The sequence below is a fragment of the Streptomyces sp. NPDC050211 genome (genome assembly GCF_040656035.1).
Classification (GTDB): Bacteria; Actinomycetota; Actinomycetes; order Streptomycetales; family Streptomycetaceae; genus Streptomyces.
This window is the reverse complement of the sequence record NZ_JBFALC010000069.1, coordinates 16,262-33,635: the sequence shown is the minus strand read 5'-3', so window position 1 is coordinate 33,635 and position 17,374 is coordinate 16,262. Positions and strand designations below refer to the sequence as shown.

Annotated in this window: 12 protein-coding genes and 1 pseudogene; 7 read left to right on the top strand and 6 right to left on the bottom strand. The window is 69.2% G+C overall.

Annotated features, from left to right (window positions below; genetic code table 11):
- Positions 1-119: 119 nt before the first annotated feature.
- Positions 120-527, bottom strand: a pseudogene (locus AB0I98_RS41340) (organic hydroperoxide resistance protein); the annotation flags it as partial.
- Positions 528-650: 123 nt separating this feature from the next.
- Here AB0I98_RS41340 and AB0I98_RS41335 point away from each other — a divergent pair.
- Together AB0I98_RS41335 and galE are read left to right on the top strand one after the other, a co-directional pair.
- Positions 651-1,112 carry a MarR family transcriptional regulator gene (locus AB0I98_RS41335; protein WP_362950935.1) on the top strand — a complete coding sequence of 154 codons (462 nt, stop codon included), beginning with the start codon at positions 651-653 and terminating at the stop codon, positions 1,110-1,112.
- An 80-nt stretch (positions 1,113-1,192) separates the two neighbouring features.
- Positions 1,193-2,173 carry a UDP-glucose 4-epimerase GalE gene (galE, locus tag AB0I98_RS41330; RefSeq protein WP_362950933.1) on the top strand — a complete coding sequence of 327 codons (981 nt, stop codon included), beginning with the start codon at positions 1,193-1,195 and terminating at the stop codon, positions 2,171-2,173.
- A gap of 21 nt (positions 2,174-2,194) precedes the next feature.
- Here galE and AB0I98_RS41325 read toward each other — a convergent pair whose 3' ends face one another.
- Entirely contained in the window at positions 2,195-2,833 is a 639-nt protein-coding gene (locus AB0I98_RS41325) for a TetR/AcrR family transcriptional regulator (protein WP_362950931.1), read from the bottom strand.
- A gap of 182 nt (positions 2,834-3,015) precedes the next feature.
- On the opposite strand from AB0I98_RS41325, the gene AB0I98_RS41320 reads away from it, so the two are divergent.
- Positions 3,016-3,939, top strand: a complete 924-nt coding sequence (locus tag AB0I98_RS41320) for an ABC transporter permease (protein ID WP_362950951.1) — start codon at positions 3,016-3,018, stop codon at positions 3,937-3,939.
- Positions 3,932-4,765, top strand: coding sequence for an ABC transporter ATP-binding protein (locus AB0I98_RS41315; protein WP_362950929.1), 834 nt, complete (start codon positions 3,932-3,934; stop codon positions 4,763-4,765). The genes AB0I98_RS41320 and AB0I98_RS41315 overlap by 8 nt, the downstream gene beginning before the upstream one ends.
- Positions 4,766-4,837: 72 nt before the next feature.
- Here the strand turns inward: AB0I98_RS41315 and AB0I98_RS41310 are convergent, their stop codons facing one another.
- On the bottom strand, positions 4,838-9,775 hold the full coding sequence (locus AB0I98_RS41310; protein ID WP_362950928.1) for an NAD-glutamate dehydrogenase: 4,938 nt from the start codon (positions 9,773-9,775) through the stop codon (positions 4,838-4,840).
- Between the two features lie 803 nt (positions 9,776-10,578).
- Between AB0I98_RS41310 and AB0I98_RS41305 the strand changes: the two genes are divergently transcribed.
- Positions 10,579-11,145: a DJ-1/PfpI family protein gene (locus tag AB0I98_RS41305; RefSeq protein ID WP_210580200.1), complete on the top strand. Its 567-nt coding sequence runs from the start codon at positions 10,579-10,581 to the stop codon at positions 11,143-11,145.
- 58 nt (positions 11,146-11,203) lie between these two features.
- On the opposite strand, the gene AB0I98_RS41300 is transcribed toward AB0I98_RS41305, so the two are convergent.
- A complete protein-coding gene (locus tag AB0I98_RS41300; protein WP_362950927.1) occupies positions 11,204-11,869 on the bottom strand; it encodes an HAD family hydrolase in 666 nt (221 codons plus the stop codon).
- A gap of 95 nt (positions 11,870-11,964) precedes the next feature.
- Entirely contained in the window at positions 11,965-12,480 is a 516-nt protein-coding gene (locus AB0I98_RS41295; protein WP_362950925.1) for a hypothetical protein, read from the bottom strand.
- 321 nt (positions 12,481-12,801) lie between these two features.
- Between AB0I98_RS41295 and AB0I98_RS41290 the strand changes: the two genes are divergently transcribed.
- Positions 12,802-13,344, top strand: a complete 543-nt coding sequence (locus AB0I98_RS41290) for an Rv3235 family protein (RefSeq protein WP_362950923.1) — start codon at positions 12,802-12,804, stop codon at positions 13,342-13,344.
- A 108-nt stretch (positions 13,345-13,452) separates the two neighbouring features.
- Here AB0I98_RS41290 and secA read toward each other — a convergent pair whose 3' ends face one another.
- Complete coding sequence (secA, locus tag AB0I98_RS41285; RefSeq protein WP_362950922.1) at positions 13,453-16,272, bottom strand: preprotein translocase subunit SecA; 2,820 nt, start codon at positions 16,270-16,272, stop codon at positions 13,453-13,455.
- A gap of 279 nt (positions 16,273-16,551) precedes the next feature.
- Here secA and AB0I98_RS41280 point away from each other — a divergent pair, with 279 nt between their 5' ends.
- Positions 16,552-17,127 carry a GNAT family N-acetyltransferase gene (locus AB0I98_RS41280; protein WP_362950920.1) on the top strand — a complete coding sequence of 192 codons (576 nt, stop codon included), beginning with the start codon at positions 16,552-16,554 and terminating at the stop codon, positions 17,125-17,127.
- Positions 17,128-17,374: the final 247 nt, after the last annotated feature.

Sequence of the window (17,374 nt, the reverse complement as noted above, 5' to 3'; positions counted from 1 at the left end):
GGGAGTTCCCTTGCCCTCCAGCCCATCACGGCCCACCCCCACCAGGCCGCACACCTGGCGTCCGGCGGGACGGCCCGGCCGAGCGACGCGTTGACGCTCCGCACCCACCTGCGGGGGGCGACGACGAGGTCGACTTCGATGTTGCCGCGGGTGGCGTTGGAGTACGGGCAGACCTGGTGGGCGGTCTCGATGAGCTTGCGGCCGGTCGCCTCGTCCAGGCCGTCGGGGAGCTCGACGCGGAGGGTGACCTTCAGGCCGAAGCCCTCGCCCTGCTTGCCTATGCCGACCTCGGCGGTGACGGCGGCGTCGCTGACGTCGACCTTCGCCTGGCGGCCGACGAGGCCGAGGGCGCTGCCGAAGCAGGCGGCGTAACCGGCCGCGAACAGCTGCTCCGGGTTGGTGCCCTCGCCGTTGCCGCCCAGCTCCACCGGCGGGGCGAGCTTGAGGTCGATCTTGCCGTCGGAGGAGACGGCACGGCCGTCACGGCCGTGGGTGGCGGTGGCGACAGCGGTGTAGAGCGCGTCCATGGAAAATCCATCCCTCTCAGATCACGGTCGGCGGCCCTGTGCGGCCGCCTCTCGACGACCACAAGTAGAGCACACAATTCAATTGTGCACAACTAAATGGCGGACAAGCGCTACCCTGGATCCATGACCACCACGCCCACCGCGGACTGGCTCCGCCTCGACCAGCAGATCTGCTTCTCCCTGAACGCCGCATCGCGCGCCTTCGGCGGCCTCTACCGCGTCCTGCTCAAGGACCTCGGCCTCACCTACCCGCAGTACCTCGTGATGCTGGTGCTGTGGGAGCACGGCGACCTGCCCGTCAAGAAGCTGGGCGAACACCTCCGCCTCGACTCCGGCACGCTCTCCCCGCTGCTCAAGCGGCTGGAGACGGCCGGCCTGGTACGCCGGGAGCGCAGCGCGCGCGACGAGCGGTCGGTGGAGGTCCGGCTCACCGAGGACGGCTCGGCGCTGCGCGAGCGCGCGCTGGAGGTACCGCGCCGGATCGGCGCCGCGACCGGCTTCGATCTCGACGAGATCCGGGAGCTGCGGACCCGGCTCGACCGGCTCACCACGGCACTCGACGCGGCGACGGAAGAGGCACAGTGACGCCTGCTTCACTGTGACTGATTCACTGTGATCGACCGACAGCACCACGCACGGGCCAACTGACGAGGGGACGGCCGCACATGACCTGGCTGATCACCGGCGGCGCCGGTTACATCGGGGCGCACGTCGTACGCGCCATGACCGAGGCGGGCGAGCGGACGGTCGTGTACGACGACCTGTCCACCGGCATCGCCGAGCGCGTCCCGGACGGCGTCCCCCTGGTGGTCGGCTCGACCCTCGACGGCGACCGCGTGACCCGCGCCCTCACCGACCACGCCATCACCGGCGTCGTACACCTGGCCGCGAAGAAGCAGGTGGGCGAGTCGGTGTCCCGGCCGCTGGAGTACTACCGGGAGAACGTCGAGGGCCTGCGCGTCCTCCTGGAGGCCGTGACACAGGCGGAGGTCCCCTCCTTCGTCTTCTCCTCCTCCGCCGCGGTGTACGGCATGCCCGATGTGGAGCTGGTGACGGAGGAGACGCCGTGCGTGCCGATGTCTCCCTACGGCGAGACGAAACTGGCCGGCGAATGGCTGGTCCGCGCGACGGGCAAGGCGACGGGCCTCGCCACGGCCTCCCTCCGCTACTTCAACGTGGCGGGCGCGGCCGCACCCGAGCTGGCGGACACCGGCGTCTTCAACATCGTCCCCATGGTCTTCGAGCGCCTCACGGAGAACGCATCCCCGCGCATCTTCGGCGACGACTACCCCACCCCGGACGGCACCTGCATCCGCGACTACATCCATGTGATGGACCTGGCCGAGGCCCACGTCGCCACAGCCCGCGCCCTCCAGTCCTCCCCCGGCCGCGACCTCACCCTCAACATCGGCCGCGGCGAGGGCGTCTCCGTCCGCGAGATGATCGACCTGATCAACGCCGCCACCGGCTACAACCTCCCCCCCACCGTCACCCCCCGCCGCCCCGGCGACCCCGCCCGAGTCGTCGCCTCCGCCGACCGCATCACCACGGAACTGGGCTGGAAGGCGAAGCACGACGTCCACGACATGGTGACGTCGGCGTGGGAGGGGTGGGTGCGACTGCATCCGGGGGCGGCGCGGGACTGAGGCTCCGCCGCGCCTCTCGGTTCAGAGCGCCTTCAGCCCCGCCGCCGTAGCCCGAGTCAGCGCCTCCAGATACCCCTTCGGCAGCTTCGGGCTGCGGATCACCACCGAGCGCCAGTACAGCGGCCCGGAGATGAGATCCAGCGCCAGGTCCTGGTCGATGCCCTCCCGCACCTCGCCCCGCCGCTGAGCCGCCGCCACGATCCCGCTCGCCACCCCGTCCTGCCCTTCGCGCACCGCCTTCTGCATGGCCTCGGCGATCTCGGGATTGCGGGCGGCCTCGGCCTGGAGGTCCGGGATGATCTGTGAGGCGACGGGGTGCCTCAGCGCCCGGGACGTCACCTCGTACAGCAGGCGCAGGTCGCCCTCCAGGGAGCCGGTGTCCGGGGCGGGCAGGCCCTGGACGGCGATGGCGGAGACCAGGTCGAGGACCAGGTGCAGTTTGGAGCGCCAGCGGCGGTAGACCGCCGTCTTTCCGACGCCCGCGCGGCGCGCGATGCCCTCGATGGACATCCGCGCATAGCCGACGGCCGCGAGCTCCTCGAAGACGGCGCCCCGGATCGCCTCCGTCACATCCGCCCGGAGTACGGCCGCACCGGCCGGGGGCCTGCGGCGCCGGCGGTCGGCCACCTGGGCCCTTGGCTCGTCGGCGTTCGTCGTCATGCCCACCAGCATAGGACGTTACGACGAGACGGTTGCGTTCCGACGTTAAATCGGAATACTCTCGCGTTGCGACGATACGGTCCCGTCCCGACGTAAGAGAACGTGAAGAAACACGTAAGGAAACAGCAGGGGATCAAGGACCGGGCGTGTGCACCCCCACCCCCCGAGCGAAAGCAGCGGATGTGAGCCAGGTCCTCGACGCACCGCCCCTCACGGCGACCACCCCGGCCGCCGACGACGACCTCGCGGCGCTCGCCGCCCGCCACGGCCTGACGGTCAGCGGCGCCCGGCCGTCCCTGCCCGAGTACATCCGCCAGCTGTGGGACCGACGGCACTTCATCACGGCCTTCTCGACCGCCCGGCTCACCTCCCAGTACAGCCAGGCGAAGCTGGGCCAGGTGTGGCAGGTGATGACCCCGCTGCTGAACGCGGCGGTCTACTTCCTCATCTTCGGCGTGCTGATGGGCACCAAGAAGGGCGTGCCGGACTACGTCCCGTTCCTGGTCACGGGCGTGTTCGTGTGGACGTTCACGCAGAGCTCGATCCTGTCGGGCACCCGCGCGATCTCCGGCAACCAGGGCCTCGTACGGGCCCTGCACTTCCCGCGTGCCGCGCTGCCGATCTCCATGTGCCTCCAGCAGCTCCAGCAACTGCTGTTCTCGATGGCGGCCCTCGTCGTCATCCTGCTCGTCTTCGGCGTCCCGGTCGCCTTCTCCTGGCTGCTGGCGATCCCCGCCCTGCTGCTGCAGTTCACCTTCAACGCGGGCATGGCGATGATCCTGGCCCGGGTCGGTGCGAAAACGCCGGACATCTCACAGCTGATGCCGTTCGTGCTGCGCACCTGGATGTACACCTCGGGCGTGATGTGGAGCATCGAGCACCTGCTCAGCAAGCACCACGACTGGCCGTCCTGGGTGGGCCCGGTCCTCCAGGCCAACCCGGCCGCCGTCTACATCGACCTGATGCGCTTCGCGCTCATCGACAGCTTCCACGCGAGCCAGCTGCCCCCGCATGTGTGGGCCATCGCGACGGGCTGGGCCCTGCTCGCCGGAGTCGGCGGCTTCATCTACTTCTGGAAGGCTGAGGAGACGTACGGCCGTGGCTGATCACACTTCTGAGAACGTCCCCACCGTCATCGCCGACGGCGTCGACATCGTCTACCGCGTCAACGGCACCGGAGCCGGCCGCGGCTCCGCCACCGCCGCCCTCAACCGCATGCTGCGCCGCAAGCAGACCGAGAAGGCGGCTGGCGTCCGCACGGTGCACGCCGTGCGGAACGTGTCCTTCGTCGCGTACAAGGGCGAGGCGATCGGCCTCATCGGCACCAACGGCTCCGGCAAGTCGACCCTGCTCAAGGCGGTCGCGGGCCTGCTCCCCGTGGAGAACGGCGCCATCTACACCGACGGCCAGCCCTCCCTCCTCGGTGTCAACGCCGCCCTGATGAATGACCTCACCGGCGAGCGCAACGTCCACCTCGGCGGCCTCGCCATGGGCATGTCCCGCGAGCAGATCAAGGAGCGCTACGAGGAGATCGTCGACTTCTCCGGCATCAACGACAAGGGCGACTTCATCACCCTCCCCATGCGGACGTACTCCTCCGGCATGGCCGCCCGCCTGCGCTTCTCCATCGCCGCCGCCAAGGACCACGACGTCCTCCTCATCGACGAGGCCCTCGCCACCGGCGACGCCAACTTCCGCAAGCGCTCCGAGGCCCGGATCCGCGAACTGCGCAAGAGCGCCGGCACGGTGTTCCTGGTCAGCCACAACAACAAGTCCATCCGCGACACCTGCGACCGCGTGCTGTGGCTGGAGCGCGGCGAACTACGCATGGACGGGCCGACCGAGGACGTCCTCAAGGAGTACGAGGCGTTCACCGGCGACAAGGCCCCCAAGCCGAAGGCGGCGGCACCGAAGGTTCCGCAGCCTTCCTGAGCTGCTCTCCTACGACGACCAGGGCGCCCCGAGCTGTTACGGCTCGGGGCGCCCTGGTCGTCGTATCGCCGCCTACGAATGCGTCCGCAGCAGCGTCCGCATCGTCCGCATCGCCACCGACAGGTTGGCCAGGTCGAACGAGTCCGAGTTCTGGATCTCCTCCAGCGTGGCGCGGGCGCGGCCGAGGATCGCCGCGTTCTTCTGCTGCCAGAGCTTGAAGCGCTGCTCGGGCGTCGCGGTGCCGTTACCGACCGCGAGGACGTCCGCCGTCATGGCCGAGTGGGCGGCGTACAGGTCCTCACGGATGGCGGCGCGGGCCATGGACTGCCAGCGGTCGGCGCGGGGCAGCTCGATGATGCGATCCATGAGCTGAGTGATGCCGAGCCGGTCGGCGAGGTCGTAGTAGACCTCGGCGACGTCCAGCGGCTCCTTGCCCATGCGGTCGGCCACCGAGACGATGTCCAGCGTCGGGAAGGCGGAGGAGAACCCGGCCACGCGGGTGGCGAGTTCGTCCGGGACGCCGACGCCGGTCAGCTCGTCGTGGATCTGCTGGTACCAGTCGAGGTCGGCGCCGCGCAGCAGCTTGGGCAGCTGCGACCAGACCTGCTCGACCCGGTCGCCGAAGAAGTCGACGGTCTCGGCGAGTACCAGCGGCTGCGGCCGGTTGTTGAGCAGCCAGCGCGTGCCGCGCTCGCACAGCCGGCGTGAGTGCAGTCGGATACGGGTCTGGACGGCCGCCTCGACCTTGTTGTCGAGCAACTCCACGGCGTCCCACACCGCGGCCGCGTGGAAGATCGTCCGGGCCGCGGTCTGCGCCCGCACGATCTCCTCAAGCGAGGCCCCGGTCTCCTCGCGCAGCCGGTGCAGGAAGCTCGTACCGCCCGTGTTGACCGTGTCGTTGACCAGGACGGTCGTCACGATCTCGCGGTGCAGCGGGTGGCTGTCGATGTGCTCGGGGAACTTCTCGCGCAGCGGGGCCGGGAAGTACGCGTAGAGCAGGCCGCGCAGATAGGGGTCGTCGGGCAGTGAGGTGTGCAGCAGCTCGTCGGCGACCGTGATCTTCGTGTACGCCAGCAGGACCGCCGTCTCCGGACTGGTCAGACCCTGTCCGGCGCTGAGGCGTTCGCGAATCTGACGGTCGGTGGGCAGGAATTCGATGGCCCGGTCGAGGTGGCCCTCGCGCACCAGGTGGCGCATGAAGCGCTGCTGGGCGTGGAGCATGTCCTTGGACTGGGCCAGCGCGTTGGCGATCGCGGTGTTCTGCGCGTAGTTGTTGCGCAGGACCAGCCGGCCGACCTCGTCGGTCATCTCGGCGAGCAGCTTGTTGCGCTGCTTGACGGTCATGTCGCCGTCCGTGACCAGGCTGTTGAGCAGGATCTTGATGTTCACCTCGTGGTCGGAGGTGTCCACGCCCGCGCTGTTGTCGATCGCGTCCGTGTTGATCTTGCCGCCGTGCCGGGCGAACTCGATCCGGCCCAGCTGGGTCAGGCCCAGGTTGCCGCCCTCGCCGACGACCTTGACGCGCAGGTCGGCGCCGTCGACACGGATCGCGTCGTTGGCCTTGTCGCCGACGTCCGCGTGGGACTCGGTGGACGCCTTGACGTACGTGCCGATGCCGCCGTTCCACAGCAGGTCGACCGGCGACTTGAGGATCGCCTTCATCAGGTCGGCCGGGGTCATCTTGGCGACCTTGCCCTCGATACCGAGGGCCTCCCGGATATGGCCGTTGATCGGGATCGACTTGGCGCTGCGGGGGAACACGCCGCCGCCCGCCGACAGCAGCTCGGTGTTGTAGTCGGCCCAGCTGGAGCGCGGCAGCTCGAACACCCGGCGGCGCTCGGCATAGCCGGTGGCCGCGTCCGGGTTCGGGTCGATGAAGATGTGCCGGTGGTCGAAGGCGGCGACCAGCCGGATGTGCTCGCTGAGCAGCATGCCGTTGCCGAACACGTCACCGGACATGTCGCCGATGCCGACGACCGTGAAGTCCTCGGACTGGGTGTCGACGCCCAGCTCCCGGAAGTGCCGCTTCACGGACTCCCAGGCGCCGCGCGCGGTGATGCCCATGCCCTTGTGGTCGTACCCGGCGCTGCCGCCGGAGGCGAAGGCGTCGCCGAGCCAGAAGTTGTAGCTGCCGGCCACCTCGTTGGCGATGTCCGAGAACGTCGCCGTGCCCTTGTCGGCCGCGACCACGAGGTAGGTGTCGTCCTCGTCGTGCCGGACGACGTCGGCGGGCGGGACGACCTCGCCGGCCACCATGTTGTCGGTGATGTCGAGCAGCGCCGAGATGAAGGTCTTGTAGCTGCCGATGCCCTCGGCCAGCCACGCGTCGCGGTCCACGGAGGGATCCGGCAGCTGCTTGGCGACGAACCCGCCCTTGGCGCCGACCGGCACGATGACGGTGTTCTTCACCATCTGCGCCTTGACCAGGCCGAGGATCTCGGTCCGGAAGTCCTCCTTGCGGTCCGACCAGCGCAGCCCACCGCGCGCGACCTTGCCGAACCTGAGGTGCACACCCTCGACCCGCGGCGAGTACACCCAGATCTCGTACGCCGGACGCGGCGCCGGCAGATCGGGGATCGCCTGCGGGTCGAACTTCATGGAGACGTAGTCGTGCGGCCGGCCGCCCACGGCCTCCTGGAAGAAGTTGGTCCGCAGGGTCGCCTTGATGACGGTGAGGAAGGACCGCAGGATCCGGTCCTCGTCGAGCGACGCGACCTGGTCGAGAGCCGCGTCGACCTCTTCGAGGAGGGCGTCGACGATCTCCCGGCCCGCCCGCTGCCGGTCCGGCGACATCCGCGCCTCGAAGAGCGAGACGAGAAGCCGGGTGGTGTGGACGTTGTTGCAGAGGGTGTCCTCCATGTAGTCCTGGCTGAAGGTGGAACCGGCCTGGCGCAGATACTTCGCGTACGCCCGCAGCACCATCGCCTGCCGCCAGCCGAGACCGGCGCGCAGCACCAGGGAGTTGAAGCCGTCGTTCTCCGCCTTGCCGGTCCAGGTGGCCGCGAAGGCCTCCTGGAACCGCTCGCGCCCGTCGTCGCCCAGGTAATCACCGGCGGTACCGGCCAACTTGGGCATGCGCAGGCCGAAGTCGTAGATCCAGGCGGTCGTACGGTCCGAGCAGCGCAGTTCGTACGGCCGCTCGTCGATGACCTCGACGCCGAGCCGGTTGAGGACCGGAAGGACCGCGGACAGGGAGACGGGGGCGCCCTTGCGGTAGATCTTGAAGCGGCGCTCCTCGGGCGCGGCGCCCACCGGCTCGTACAGGCTCAGCTCGAAGTTCTGCTCTTCGGTGAGCTGTTCCAGGTGGACCAGGTCGGCGACCGCGGCGCGCGGGGTGTGGTCGGCCTTGTAGCCCTCGGTGAAGGCGTTGCCGTACTTGCGCAGCAGCCCGGCCGCCCGCTCCTCGCCGAGCTCGGCGTTGAGCGCCTCACCGAACCCGTCCGCCCAGGAACGGGCCGCCTCCACCAGCCGCGCCTCGATGCGCTCCTTGTCGCTGTCGCTCAGCTCCGGCAGCTCGGTGCCCTGCGGGACCCGGACCACGAAGTGCAGCCGGGACAGGATCGACTCGGTGTTCCAGGCGGTGAAGTCGACGCTGGTGCCGCCGAGTTCCTCCTTGAGGATGTCGATGATCCGCAGCCGTACGCCCGTGGTGTACCGGTCGCGGGGGAGGTAGACGAGGGCCGAGTAGTAGCGCCCGTACTCGTCCTGGCGGAGGTAGAGCCGCAGCCGCCGTCGCTCCTGCAGATAGAGGACGGAGGTGACGATGGACCGCAGTTCGTCGACCGGCGTCTGGAACAGCTCGTCGCGCGGGTACGTCTCCAGGATCTGGAGCAGATCGCGCCCGTCATGGCTGTTGGGCGAGAACCCGGCGCCCTGCAGCACCTCGGCCACCTTGCGCCGGATGACGGGGACCCGGCGGACGGACTCGGTGTACGCGGCGGACGAGAAGAGCCCGAGGAACCGCCGCTCACCGACGACCTCCCCGTTCTCGTCGAACTTCTTGACGCCCACATAGTCGAGATACGACGGCCGGTGCACGGTCGCGCGGCTGTTGGCCTTGGTGAGGATGAGGAGCTTGTGCTCACGGGCCTTGGCCCGGGCGTCGGCGGGCAGCCGCTCGAAGGAGGGGCTGACGGGATGGCTCTCCTCAGTGGCGTGATGCGGATCGGACCGCAGAATGCCGAGCCCGGTACCGGGCACCGCGGCAAGGGAATCGTCGTCCCGCAGCTCGTACTCCCGGTACCCCAGGAACGTGAAGTGGTCGGCGGCCAGCCAGCGCAGCAGCTCCCGAGCCTCCTCGACGTCCTGTTCCCGCAGGTCGGACGTGGGCTCCTTGGGCAGCTCCTCGGCCATCCGCAGCGCCGCGTCCCGCATCTTCTCCCAGTCCTCGACGGCCTCCCGGGCGTCGGAGAGGACACGCAGCAGATCGGCGGTGATCTGCTTCAGGTCGGAGCGGTCGGTCTCACGGTCGATCTCTACGTGGATCCAGGACTCGGTGTGCGCGTCGTGCGGCAGCTCGCCGGCCGGCGGGTCGGTGAGCACCTCGATGAGCTTGCCGGTGACATCTCGGCGGACGATCACCTGCGGGTGGATGACGACGTGGATGCCGCGTCCCTGCCGGGTCAGCTCATTGGTGACGGAGTCGACGAGAAACGGCATGTCATCGGTGACGACCTCGACGACCGAGTGGGTGCACGTCCACCCGTTCTCTTCCACGGAGGGCGTGTGAACCCGCACATTGGCCGTACCCTGCGGTCGATTCTCGGCCAGCCGGTAGTGGGAGAAGGCGGCGCCGAAGATGTCGACCGGGTCGCGGTCGGTGAGGTCCTCCGGTGCGGTGTGCAGGTAGTAGCGCTGGAGGAACGCGAGCACGATGTCGTGGTCCGGGGTGCCGGAGGTGCTCTCGTCCGTCGTCCCAGTCGGTAGATACCCCCCGACCGGGCTGTTCTCAGCTACCCGGGCGGCCCTGTCGAGCAGCTCGGCCTTGGCTTCGTCCAGCTTGGTCTGCATTGTCCTCTGGCTCCTGTCGCGCGCCGTTGCGTGACGTAGAAGGAAGTACGGTCTCTTCCCCTCCGACGTAACGTCTCGACGCGGGGTGTCCGGTCTGCTCCGACGCTATGCCGCAGGGTGAGATGAGCGGGGGGTTATCAGCCATTCTCGACGCGCCCGAGGGGTGTGACGCTGCTCTCTGCGCCGCAGGCACCCCGGGTGCACTGGCCGTCCTGGGAGCCTCACCGGCCCCCTCCCACCCGCGAAGACCAGCGACCGCCGCCCGGCCACGGCTGTCAGCCGTGAACCCCGGGCGCACAACGGAGACACCAAGGCCCCCGCGACCTATCGCGCTGATCACGCCACCAGGCTATCGCTCCGGCCGGGGCCCCCGTCATGAGCCGTATGTGTACAAAACCGGGGGCGGAAGTTTGACGTTCTGCACAGTATGGGGGGCGGGGGAGTATGGGCGGTGGGGGGAAGGTGGGCCAGGGAGCGGGAGACTGAGGCCGCACCTAGGCTGGGAGCGGGTTCCCACCCAGCCTGCGGGCAGTCGTGCCGCCTGGGGCGGCACGGGTGGGCGCAGGCGGCACCCCGCAAGCGCCGGGCCGCGCGACCCAGCCCCGCCCAGCCCCAACCCGCGGCACCCGCCCCAGTGCCGGGTTGCAAGACCCACCTCACCCCGCACCACCCCCGCGCACCGCACAAATTCCGGCACCCCAACACCCCCACCGCCGTCCCCCTTGGCAAGACCCCCACCCCGAGGCACGTTGCCCTTAACGCCCGCCAAAGCCACAACCCACCCTCGAGGGGAGCGCAGCCCAATGTCGGCCAAGATCCTCATCGTCACCGGCGACGCAGCCGAGTCCCTGGAAGTCCTGTACCCCTACCAACGCCTCCGCGAAGAGGGCTACGACGTCCACATCGCCGCCCCCACCCGCAAAAAGCTCCAGTTCGTCGTCCACGACTTCGAACCCGGCTTCGACACCTACACCGAAAAGCCCGGCTACACCTGGCCCGCAGACCTGGCCTTCGCCGACGTCGACCCCGGCCAGTACGCCGCCCTCGTCATCCCCGGCGGCCGAGCCCCGGAGTACCTCCGCAACGACCCCGAACTCCGCAAGATCCTCAAGTCCTTCTTCGACGCCGACAAACCCGTCGCCCAGATCTGCCACGGCCCCCTCCTCACCGCCGCGACAGACAGCCTCCGGGGCCGCCGCGTCACCGCGTACCCGGCGCTGGAGCCGGACATGCAGGCCGCCGGCGCCACCTTCCAGGACACCGAGGCGGTGGTGGACGGCACCCTCGTCTCCTCCCGCGCCTGGCCCGACCACCCCAGCTGGATGCGAGAGTTCCTCACCGTCCTCCGCGCGAAGGCCCCGGCAACCTGAGCCACCAACCTGAGGCCACCCACCCGCACCCGCACAACTCGCACGCCCGCCGCAGGCGTCACGCGGCCAACCGCTCCGCCATCGCGACCGCCTCCCCCAACGTGTCCACCACCGGCACACCCGTCTCCTCAAGGCTCGCCCGGCTGTGCGACCCCCCGGTGTACAGCACGGCCCGCGCCCCCACATGACGCGCCGCCACCGCGTCATCCGCGGCGTCCCCGATCACCACCGTACGAGCGGGGTCCACACCGGCGAGCGCCGCGACATGCCGCTCCATGTGCTCGGCCTTGCTGCCCCCGGACGGCCCGGTCCGCCCGTCGACCCGTATGAAGTGCGGCTCGATCCCGAACCCCCGCACCAACGGCACGAGTTCGTCATGGACGTACATGCTGAGAAGCGACTGGCTGCGCCCCGCCGACCGCCAGCTCTCCAGCAGCTCGGCGACACCCTCGGTGAGCCCGCACGTCACCCGGTGCTCGGCGTAGTACCGATGGAAGGTCTCGTCCATGACCAACCACTCGTCCTCGGTCGGCAGCCGCCCCAGCAGCCGCTCGTAGAACTTCGGCACCGGCACGCAGTACAGCGACCGGTACTCCTCCATCGTGATCGGGTCGAGCCCCAACTCGCCGAAAGCCGCGTTCGTCGCCCCGATGATTGCGTCGTTGTCGTGGAACAGCGTCCCGTTCCAGTCCCAGACAATGTGCGCGTCCGTTTGCATCCCCATGCCAAAAACCGTACCCGCCACCACTGACAATCATGAGAACCATCAGGTCAAGGGCACATCCCTTGGCCCCAGGAGGCACGGTCCGCGGGGCGGCGTCAGTCCGCCAGCCCCACCAGATTCGGAATCTCCTGCGTGGCGAACCACAGCAGCTCGTGATCCTCGGCGCCGTCCACGACGAACTGCGCGTCGTCGTCACCGGCGTCCGCCGCCTCGAGCGCCTCCGCCGCGGCGGCCACGTCCGCCTCCGCGTCACCGGCGTCGACATGCACCGCCGCCGCCTTGGCCAGCGATACGGCCCCGCCGATCCGCACCTCCCCCAGCGCCGAGGGATCGAGCCCCCGGTCTGGGTCGGCGACCGCGGCGCCCTCGGGTACGTCGACGGCGACCACGACCCGGCGCCGTACTGCCCCGGGCTCGGCCGCCAGCAGCCGCAGCGAGGCCAGCGCGGCCCGGCTGAGCGCCGCGTACTCGAGCTCCTCGATGTCGTCGGAGAGGTACCACTCGCGCAACCCGGGCGTGACAGCGTAGGCGACGAACGGCCCGTCTCCCAGCTCACCCGTCTTGTACGCCTCGGCGAGACCGGAGAGGGTCAGAGGGACGTAGACGCGCATGGCTGGCCGCTTTCGTGGTCGAGGGCTCCGCAGTAACCCCGGGAGGAGCGAGTCCCCCTGAGGGCCTTCAGGATACGTGCGGCGTCCTCTTTCGGGTTCCTGCCCTTGCCTCGGGAGGCGTCCACCTCGCGCCCGGAACTCACCCGGTGCGCCCGCGAGATCACGGGCCTGGACAGCTCTGGATCACCCGGATAAGTGAACCGTGCGACCACCTCGGCGCGGACCGCGGCTGCCTTGCCCTCGCCGTCCGCGGCCCCGTACAAGATCCCCACCAGCAAGTTACTGCCCGGTACCCCCGGGCCCACCGAGCGGGGAACACTCATGAACAAGGTCATGACCAGGGCGAACCACGACGCGCGCACTCGCCCTCCCGGCCGCCGTGACACCCGCCGCCCCGGCGGCACCCCGCCCCGCACACCGAGCAGCACGGCATCGCGCACGAGGACGCGTACCGAGGCGCGTACGAACTCCGTCACCGCATCTCCCGCCGTACCGCCCCAGAGCCCGCCCAGGCCCGCCCCGCGCCCCCGGCCCACCGACGTCTTCGCCGACCGCCTGCTGCTCGTCCTGAGCGGCCAGCGCCCCGTCCACTGGATGCTGGGCCACACCGCGGGCCGCGCCTACGACGAGCTGGCCCGGCTCGCGGAACACGGTCTCCTGCGCACTCGCGGCACGCGCCCCGTCGTCCGCGACATCGGCTACTACATCGTCCACGCCGGCGCCGTCGAGGCCTTCGCCCGCATCGGCGCCGGTGACGAGCTGCGCGCCATGGCCTTCCGCCTGGAGAAGGGCCCGGACCTGCGCTGGCGCTGCACCGCGCTGGAACTGGACGGCCCGCGCACACCGGAGCCGGACGACGACTGAAGCCCGCCCACAACGAAGGGCCGGGCATCCTCAGGATGCCCGGCCCCTCACCACTCGGCCTCGCTTGGAACAGCCATCACAACCGCTGCCACTCTGGCGAAGCGCCCGTCACTTCTTGCGGCGCCGCCCGCCCCGCGCCTGCTTGCGGCGCTCCGCGCGGGTGAGGCCGTCGGACTCGGAACGCGCTCCGGCGGTCTCCTCGTCGCTGGCGAACTCGCCCTCGACGGTGCCGCCCTCTCCGTCCACGGTCGGCGCGGTGAAGTGCAGGTTACGCCGCTGCGGAGCCTCCAAGCCCTTGGCACGGATCTCGGGGCGGGACCCCGCCTGCGCCGGCACCGCATCCTGCTTCTGCAGGCTCGGCTGCTTGGCGTCCTCGACCGGGACCTCCTCGACCTGCTGCTCGACCTGGACCTCCAGGTTGAACAGGTAGCCGACGGACTCCTCCTTGATCCCCTCCATCATGGCGGTGAACATGTCGAAGCCCTCGCGCTGGTACTCGACCAGCGGGTCCTTCTGCGCCATCGCGCGCAGGCCGATGCCCTCCTGGAGGTAGTCCATCTCGTAGAGGTGCTCGCGCCACTTGCGGTCCAGGACCGACAGCACGACCCGGCGCTCCAGCTCACGCATGATCTCGGAGCCGAGCTGCGACTCACGCGACTCGTACTGCTCGCGGATGTCGTCCTTGATGGAGTCGGCGAGGAACTCGGCGGTGAGGCCGGCCCGGTCGCCGGCCGCCTCCTCGAGCTCCTCGATGGTGACCTTCACCGGGTAGAGCTGCTTGAAGGCGCCCCACAGCCGGTCCAGGTCCCACTCCTCGGCGAAGCCCTCAGCGGTCTCGGCCTGGACGTACGCGTCGATCGTGTCGTCCATGAAGTGCTGGATCTGCTCGTGCAGGTCCTCGCCCTCCAGGACGCGGCGGCGCTCGCCGTAGATGACCTCGCGCTGCCGGTTGAGGACTTCGTCGTACTTCAGAACGTTCTTACGGGTCTCGAAGTTCTGCTGCTCGACCTGCGACTGGGCCGACGCGATCGCGCGCGTGACCATCTTGTTCTCGATCGGCACGTCGTCCGGGACGTTGGCCATCGACATCACGCGCTCGACCATCTGGGCCTTGAACAGGCGCATCAGGTCGTCGCCGAGCGACAGGTAGAAGCGGGACTCACCGGGGTCGCCCTGACGGCCGGAACGACCGCGCAGCTGGTTGTCGATCCGACGCGACTCATGGCGCTCGGTGCCCAGGACGTAGAGTCCGCCGAGGTCCTTGACCTCCTCGAACTCGGCCCGCACCGCCTTCTCGGCCCGCTCCAGGGCGGCGGGCAGCGCCGCTGCCCACTCCTCGATGTGCTCCTCGGGGTCGAGGCCGCGCTGGCGCAGCTCGGCCTCGGCGAGGTCGTCGGGGTTGCCGCCGAGCTTGATGTCCGTACCACGGCCGGCCATGTTGGTGGCGACCGTCACGGCGCCCCTGCGGCCGGCCTGGGCGACGATCGACGCCTCGCGGTCATGCTGCTTGGCGTTCAGCACTTCGTGCTGGATGCCGCGCTTGGAGAGCTGCTGCGAGAGGTATTCGGACTTCTCGACCGACGTCGTACCGACGAGGATCGGCTGGCCCTTCTCGTGCTTCTCGGCGATGTCGTCGACGACCGCGTCGAACTTCGCGACCTCGGTGCGGTAGATCAAGTCCGACTGGTCCGCGCGGACCATCGGCCGGTTGGTCGGGATGGGGACCACGCCGAGCTTGTAGATCTGGTGGAACTCGGCGGCCTCGGTCATCGCCGTACCGGTCATGCCGGAGAGCTTGTCGTAGAGACGGAAGAAGTTCTGCAGGGTGATCGTGGCGAGCGTCTGGTTCTCGTCCTTGATGTCCACCCCTTCCTTCGCCTCGATCGCCTGGTGCATGCCCTCGTTGTAACGGCGGCCGGCGAGGATACGGCCGGTGTGCTCGTCGACGATCATGACCTCGCCGTCGATGACGACGTAGTCCTTGTCCTTCTTGAAGAGCTCCTTCGCCTTGATGGCGTTGTTCAGGTAGCCCACCAGCGGCGTGTTCACCGACTCGTAGAGGTTGTCGATGCCCAGCCAGTCCTCGACCTTGCTGACACCGGACTCGTGGATGGCGACCGTGCGCTTCTTCTCGTCGACGTCGTAGTCGCCGGTCTCCTCGATGCCCTTGAGGGGGTTGCCTGCCTCGCCGCGCTTGAGGCGCGTGACCAGCTTGGCGAAGTCGCCGTACCACTTGGTGGCCTGGTCGGCCGGGCCGGAGATGATCAGCGGCGTACGGGCCTCGTCGATGAGGATGGAGTCGACCTCGTCGACGATGGCGAAGTTGTGGCCGCGCTGGACGAGTTCGTCCTTGGACCACGCCATGTTGTCGCGCAGGTAGTCGAAGCCGAACTCGTTGTTCGTGCCGTACGTGATGTCGCAGCCGTACTGCTCGCGGCGCTGGGCCGGCGTCATGTTGGCGAGGATGCAGCCGACGGACAGGCCCAGGAACCGGTGGATGCGGCCCATCATCTCGGAGTCGCGCTCGGCCAGGTAGTCGTTGACCGTGATGATGTGGACGCCGTCTCCGGAGAGGGCGTTGAGATACGCGGGCAGGGTGCCGACCAGGGTCTTGCCCTCACCGGTCTTCATCTCGGCCACGTAGCCCCAGTGCAGGGCCGCGCCGCCCATCATCTGCACGTCGTAGTGGCGCTGGCCGAGGACGCGCTTGGCGGCCTCTCGCACGGTGGCGAACGCCTCGGGCAGCAGGTCGTCCAGGCTCTCACCATCGGCATACCGCTGCTTGTACTCATCGGTGAGGGCCCGCAGCTCGGCGTCGGAGAGGTCGACGAAGTCCTCTTCGATGGAGTTGACCTGGTCCGCGATGCGGTGCAGCTTGCGCAGGATTTTGCCTTCGCCTGCACGCATGATCTTCGAGAGGACGGACACGGGGGTTGGTCTCCTTGCCGGTCGGGCCTGGGACGGTCGGTTTCATTTGACTTGACTGAGCAACGGCCATCGTATGCGAGGACCCCGGCACGCCGGGAGGCCTGCCGTGACTGCGACTGTCCGCTGCTGCACAACTCTTCAATACTCTTCAATAGGGGACAACGGCCGGGGCCCACGGATGGTGCCGCGTCGCGCCGACGAATTGCGCGAACTGTGATCGCCCGCTCACGCACCGCAAAAAGATGGCGTCTTCGTCGAGACCCCGACCAGAATCACCGGATGGAACCCGCCACGCTGACCACCGGCCGTCTCGTCCTGCGCACGGTCGGTCCGCACGACACGGACGCCGTGTACGCCGCCGCCCAGGACCCCGAGATCCAGCGCTGGACCACGATCCCCTCGCCCTACCTCCCCGAACACGCCGAGAGCTTCACGGAACACCTCGCTCCGGACGGCTGGGCCAACGGTTCCATGTTCACCTTCGGCGTCTTCCTCCCCGAAGGGGAGTTGGTCGGCATGCTCAGCATCACCATCCGCTCCCTGGGCGTAGCCGAGATCGGTTACTGGGCCACAAAGCACCACCGCGGCAACGGCTACATCACCGAGGCCACCCTCACCGCCGCCCGCTGGGCCTTCACCCACGTCTCGGTCGACCGCATCGAATGGCGAGCCGAAGTAGGCAACACAGCCTCCCGCGCCGTCGCCGAACGCGCCGGCTTCACCATCGAAGGCACCCTCCGCTCCGCCCTCAACAACAAAGGCGTACGCCGAGACTGCTGGGTGGGCTCCCTACTCCCCTCAGACCTGGGCCTCCCCTCAACAACGCCCTACCTGCCAACACCCCCCACCCACTAACAACGACACCACCCACCCACCTGGCACCGACCAACCCATCCAGCCCACCGGAAATCCGAGCACGAGAACCCCCATCCCCAGCCCACCCGCTGGGGGCGCTCACTTCTCGACGCCGGTCCGCACATTCCAGCCCGTCCGGCGTTCGAAGACGAGCACGGCCATCCCCAACCCCCACCCACCCGCTAGGGGCGCCTCACGGGTGGGCGCACGGCCCCGGGGGTGCGCCCCGCCGGCCAGTTCGGGCGGG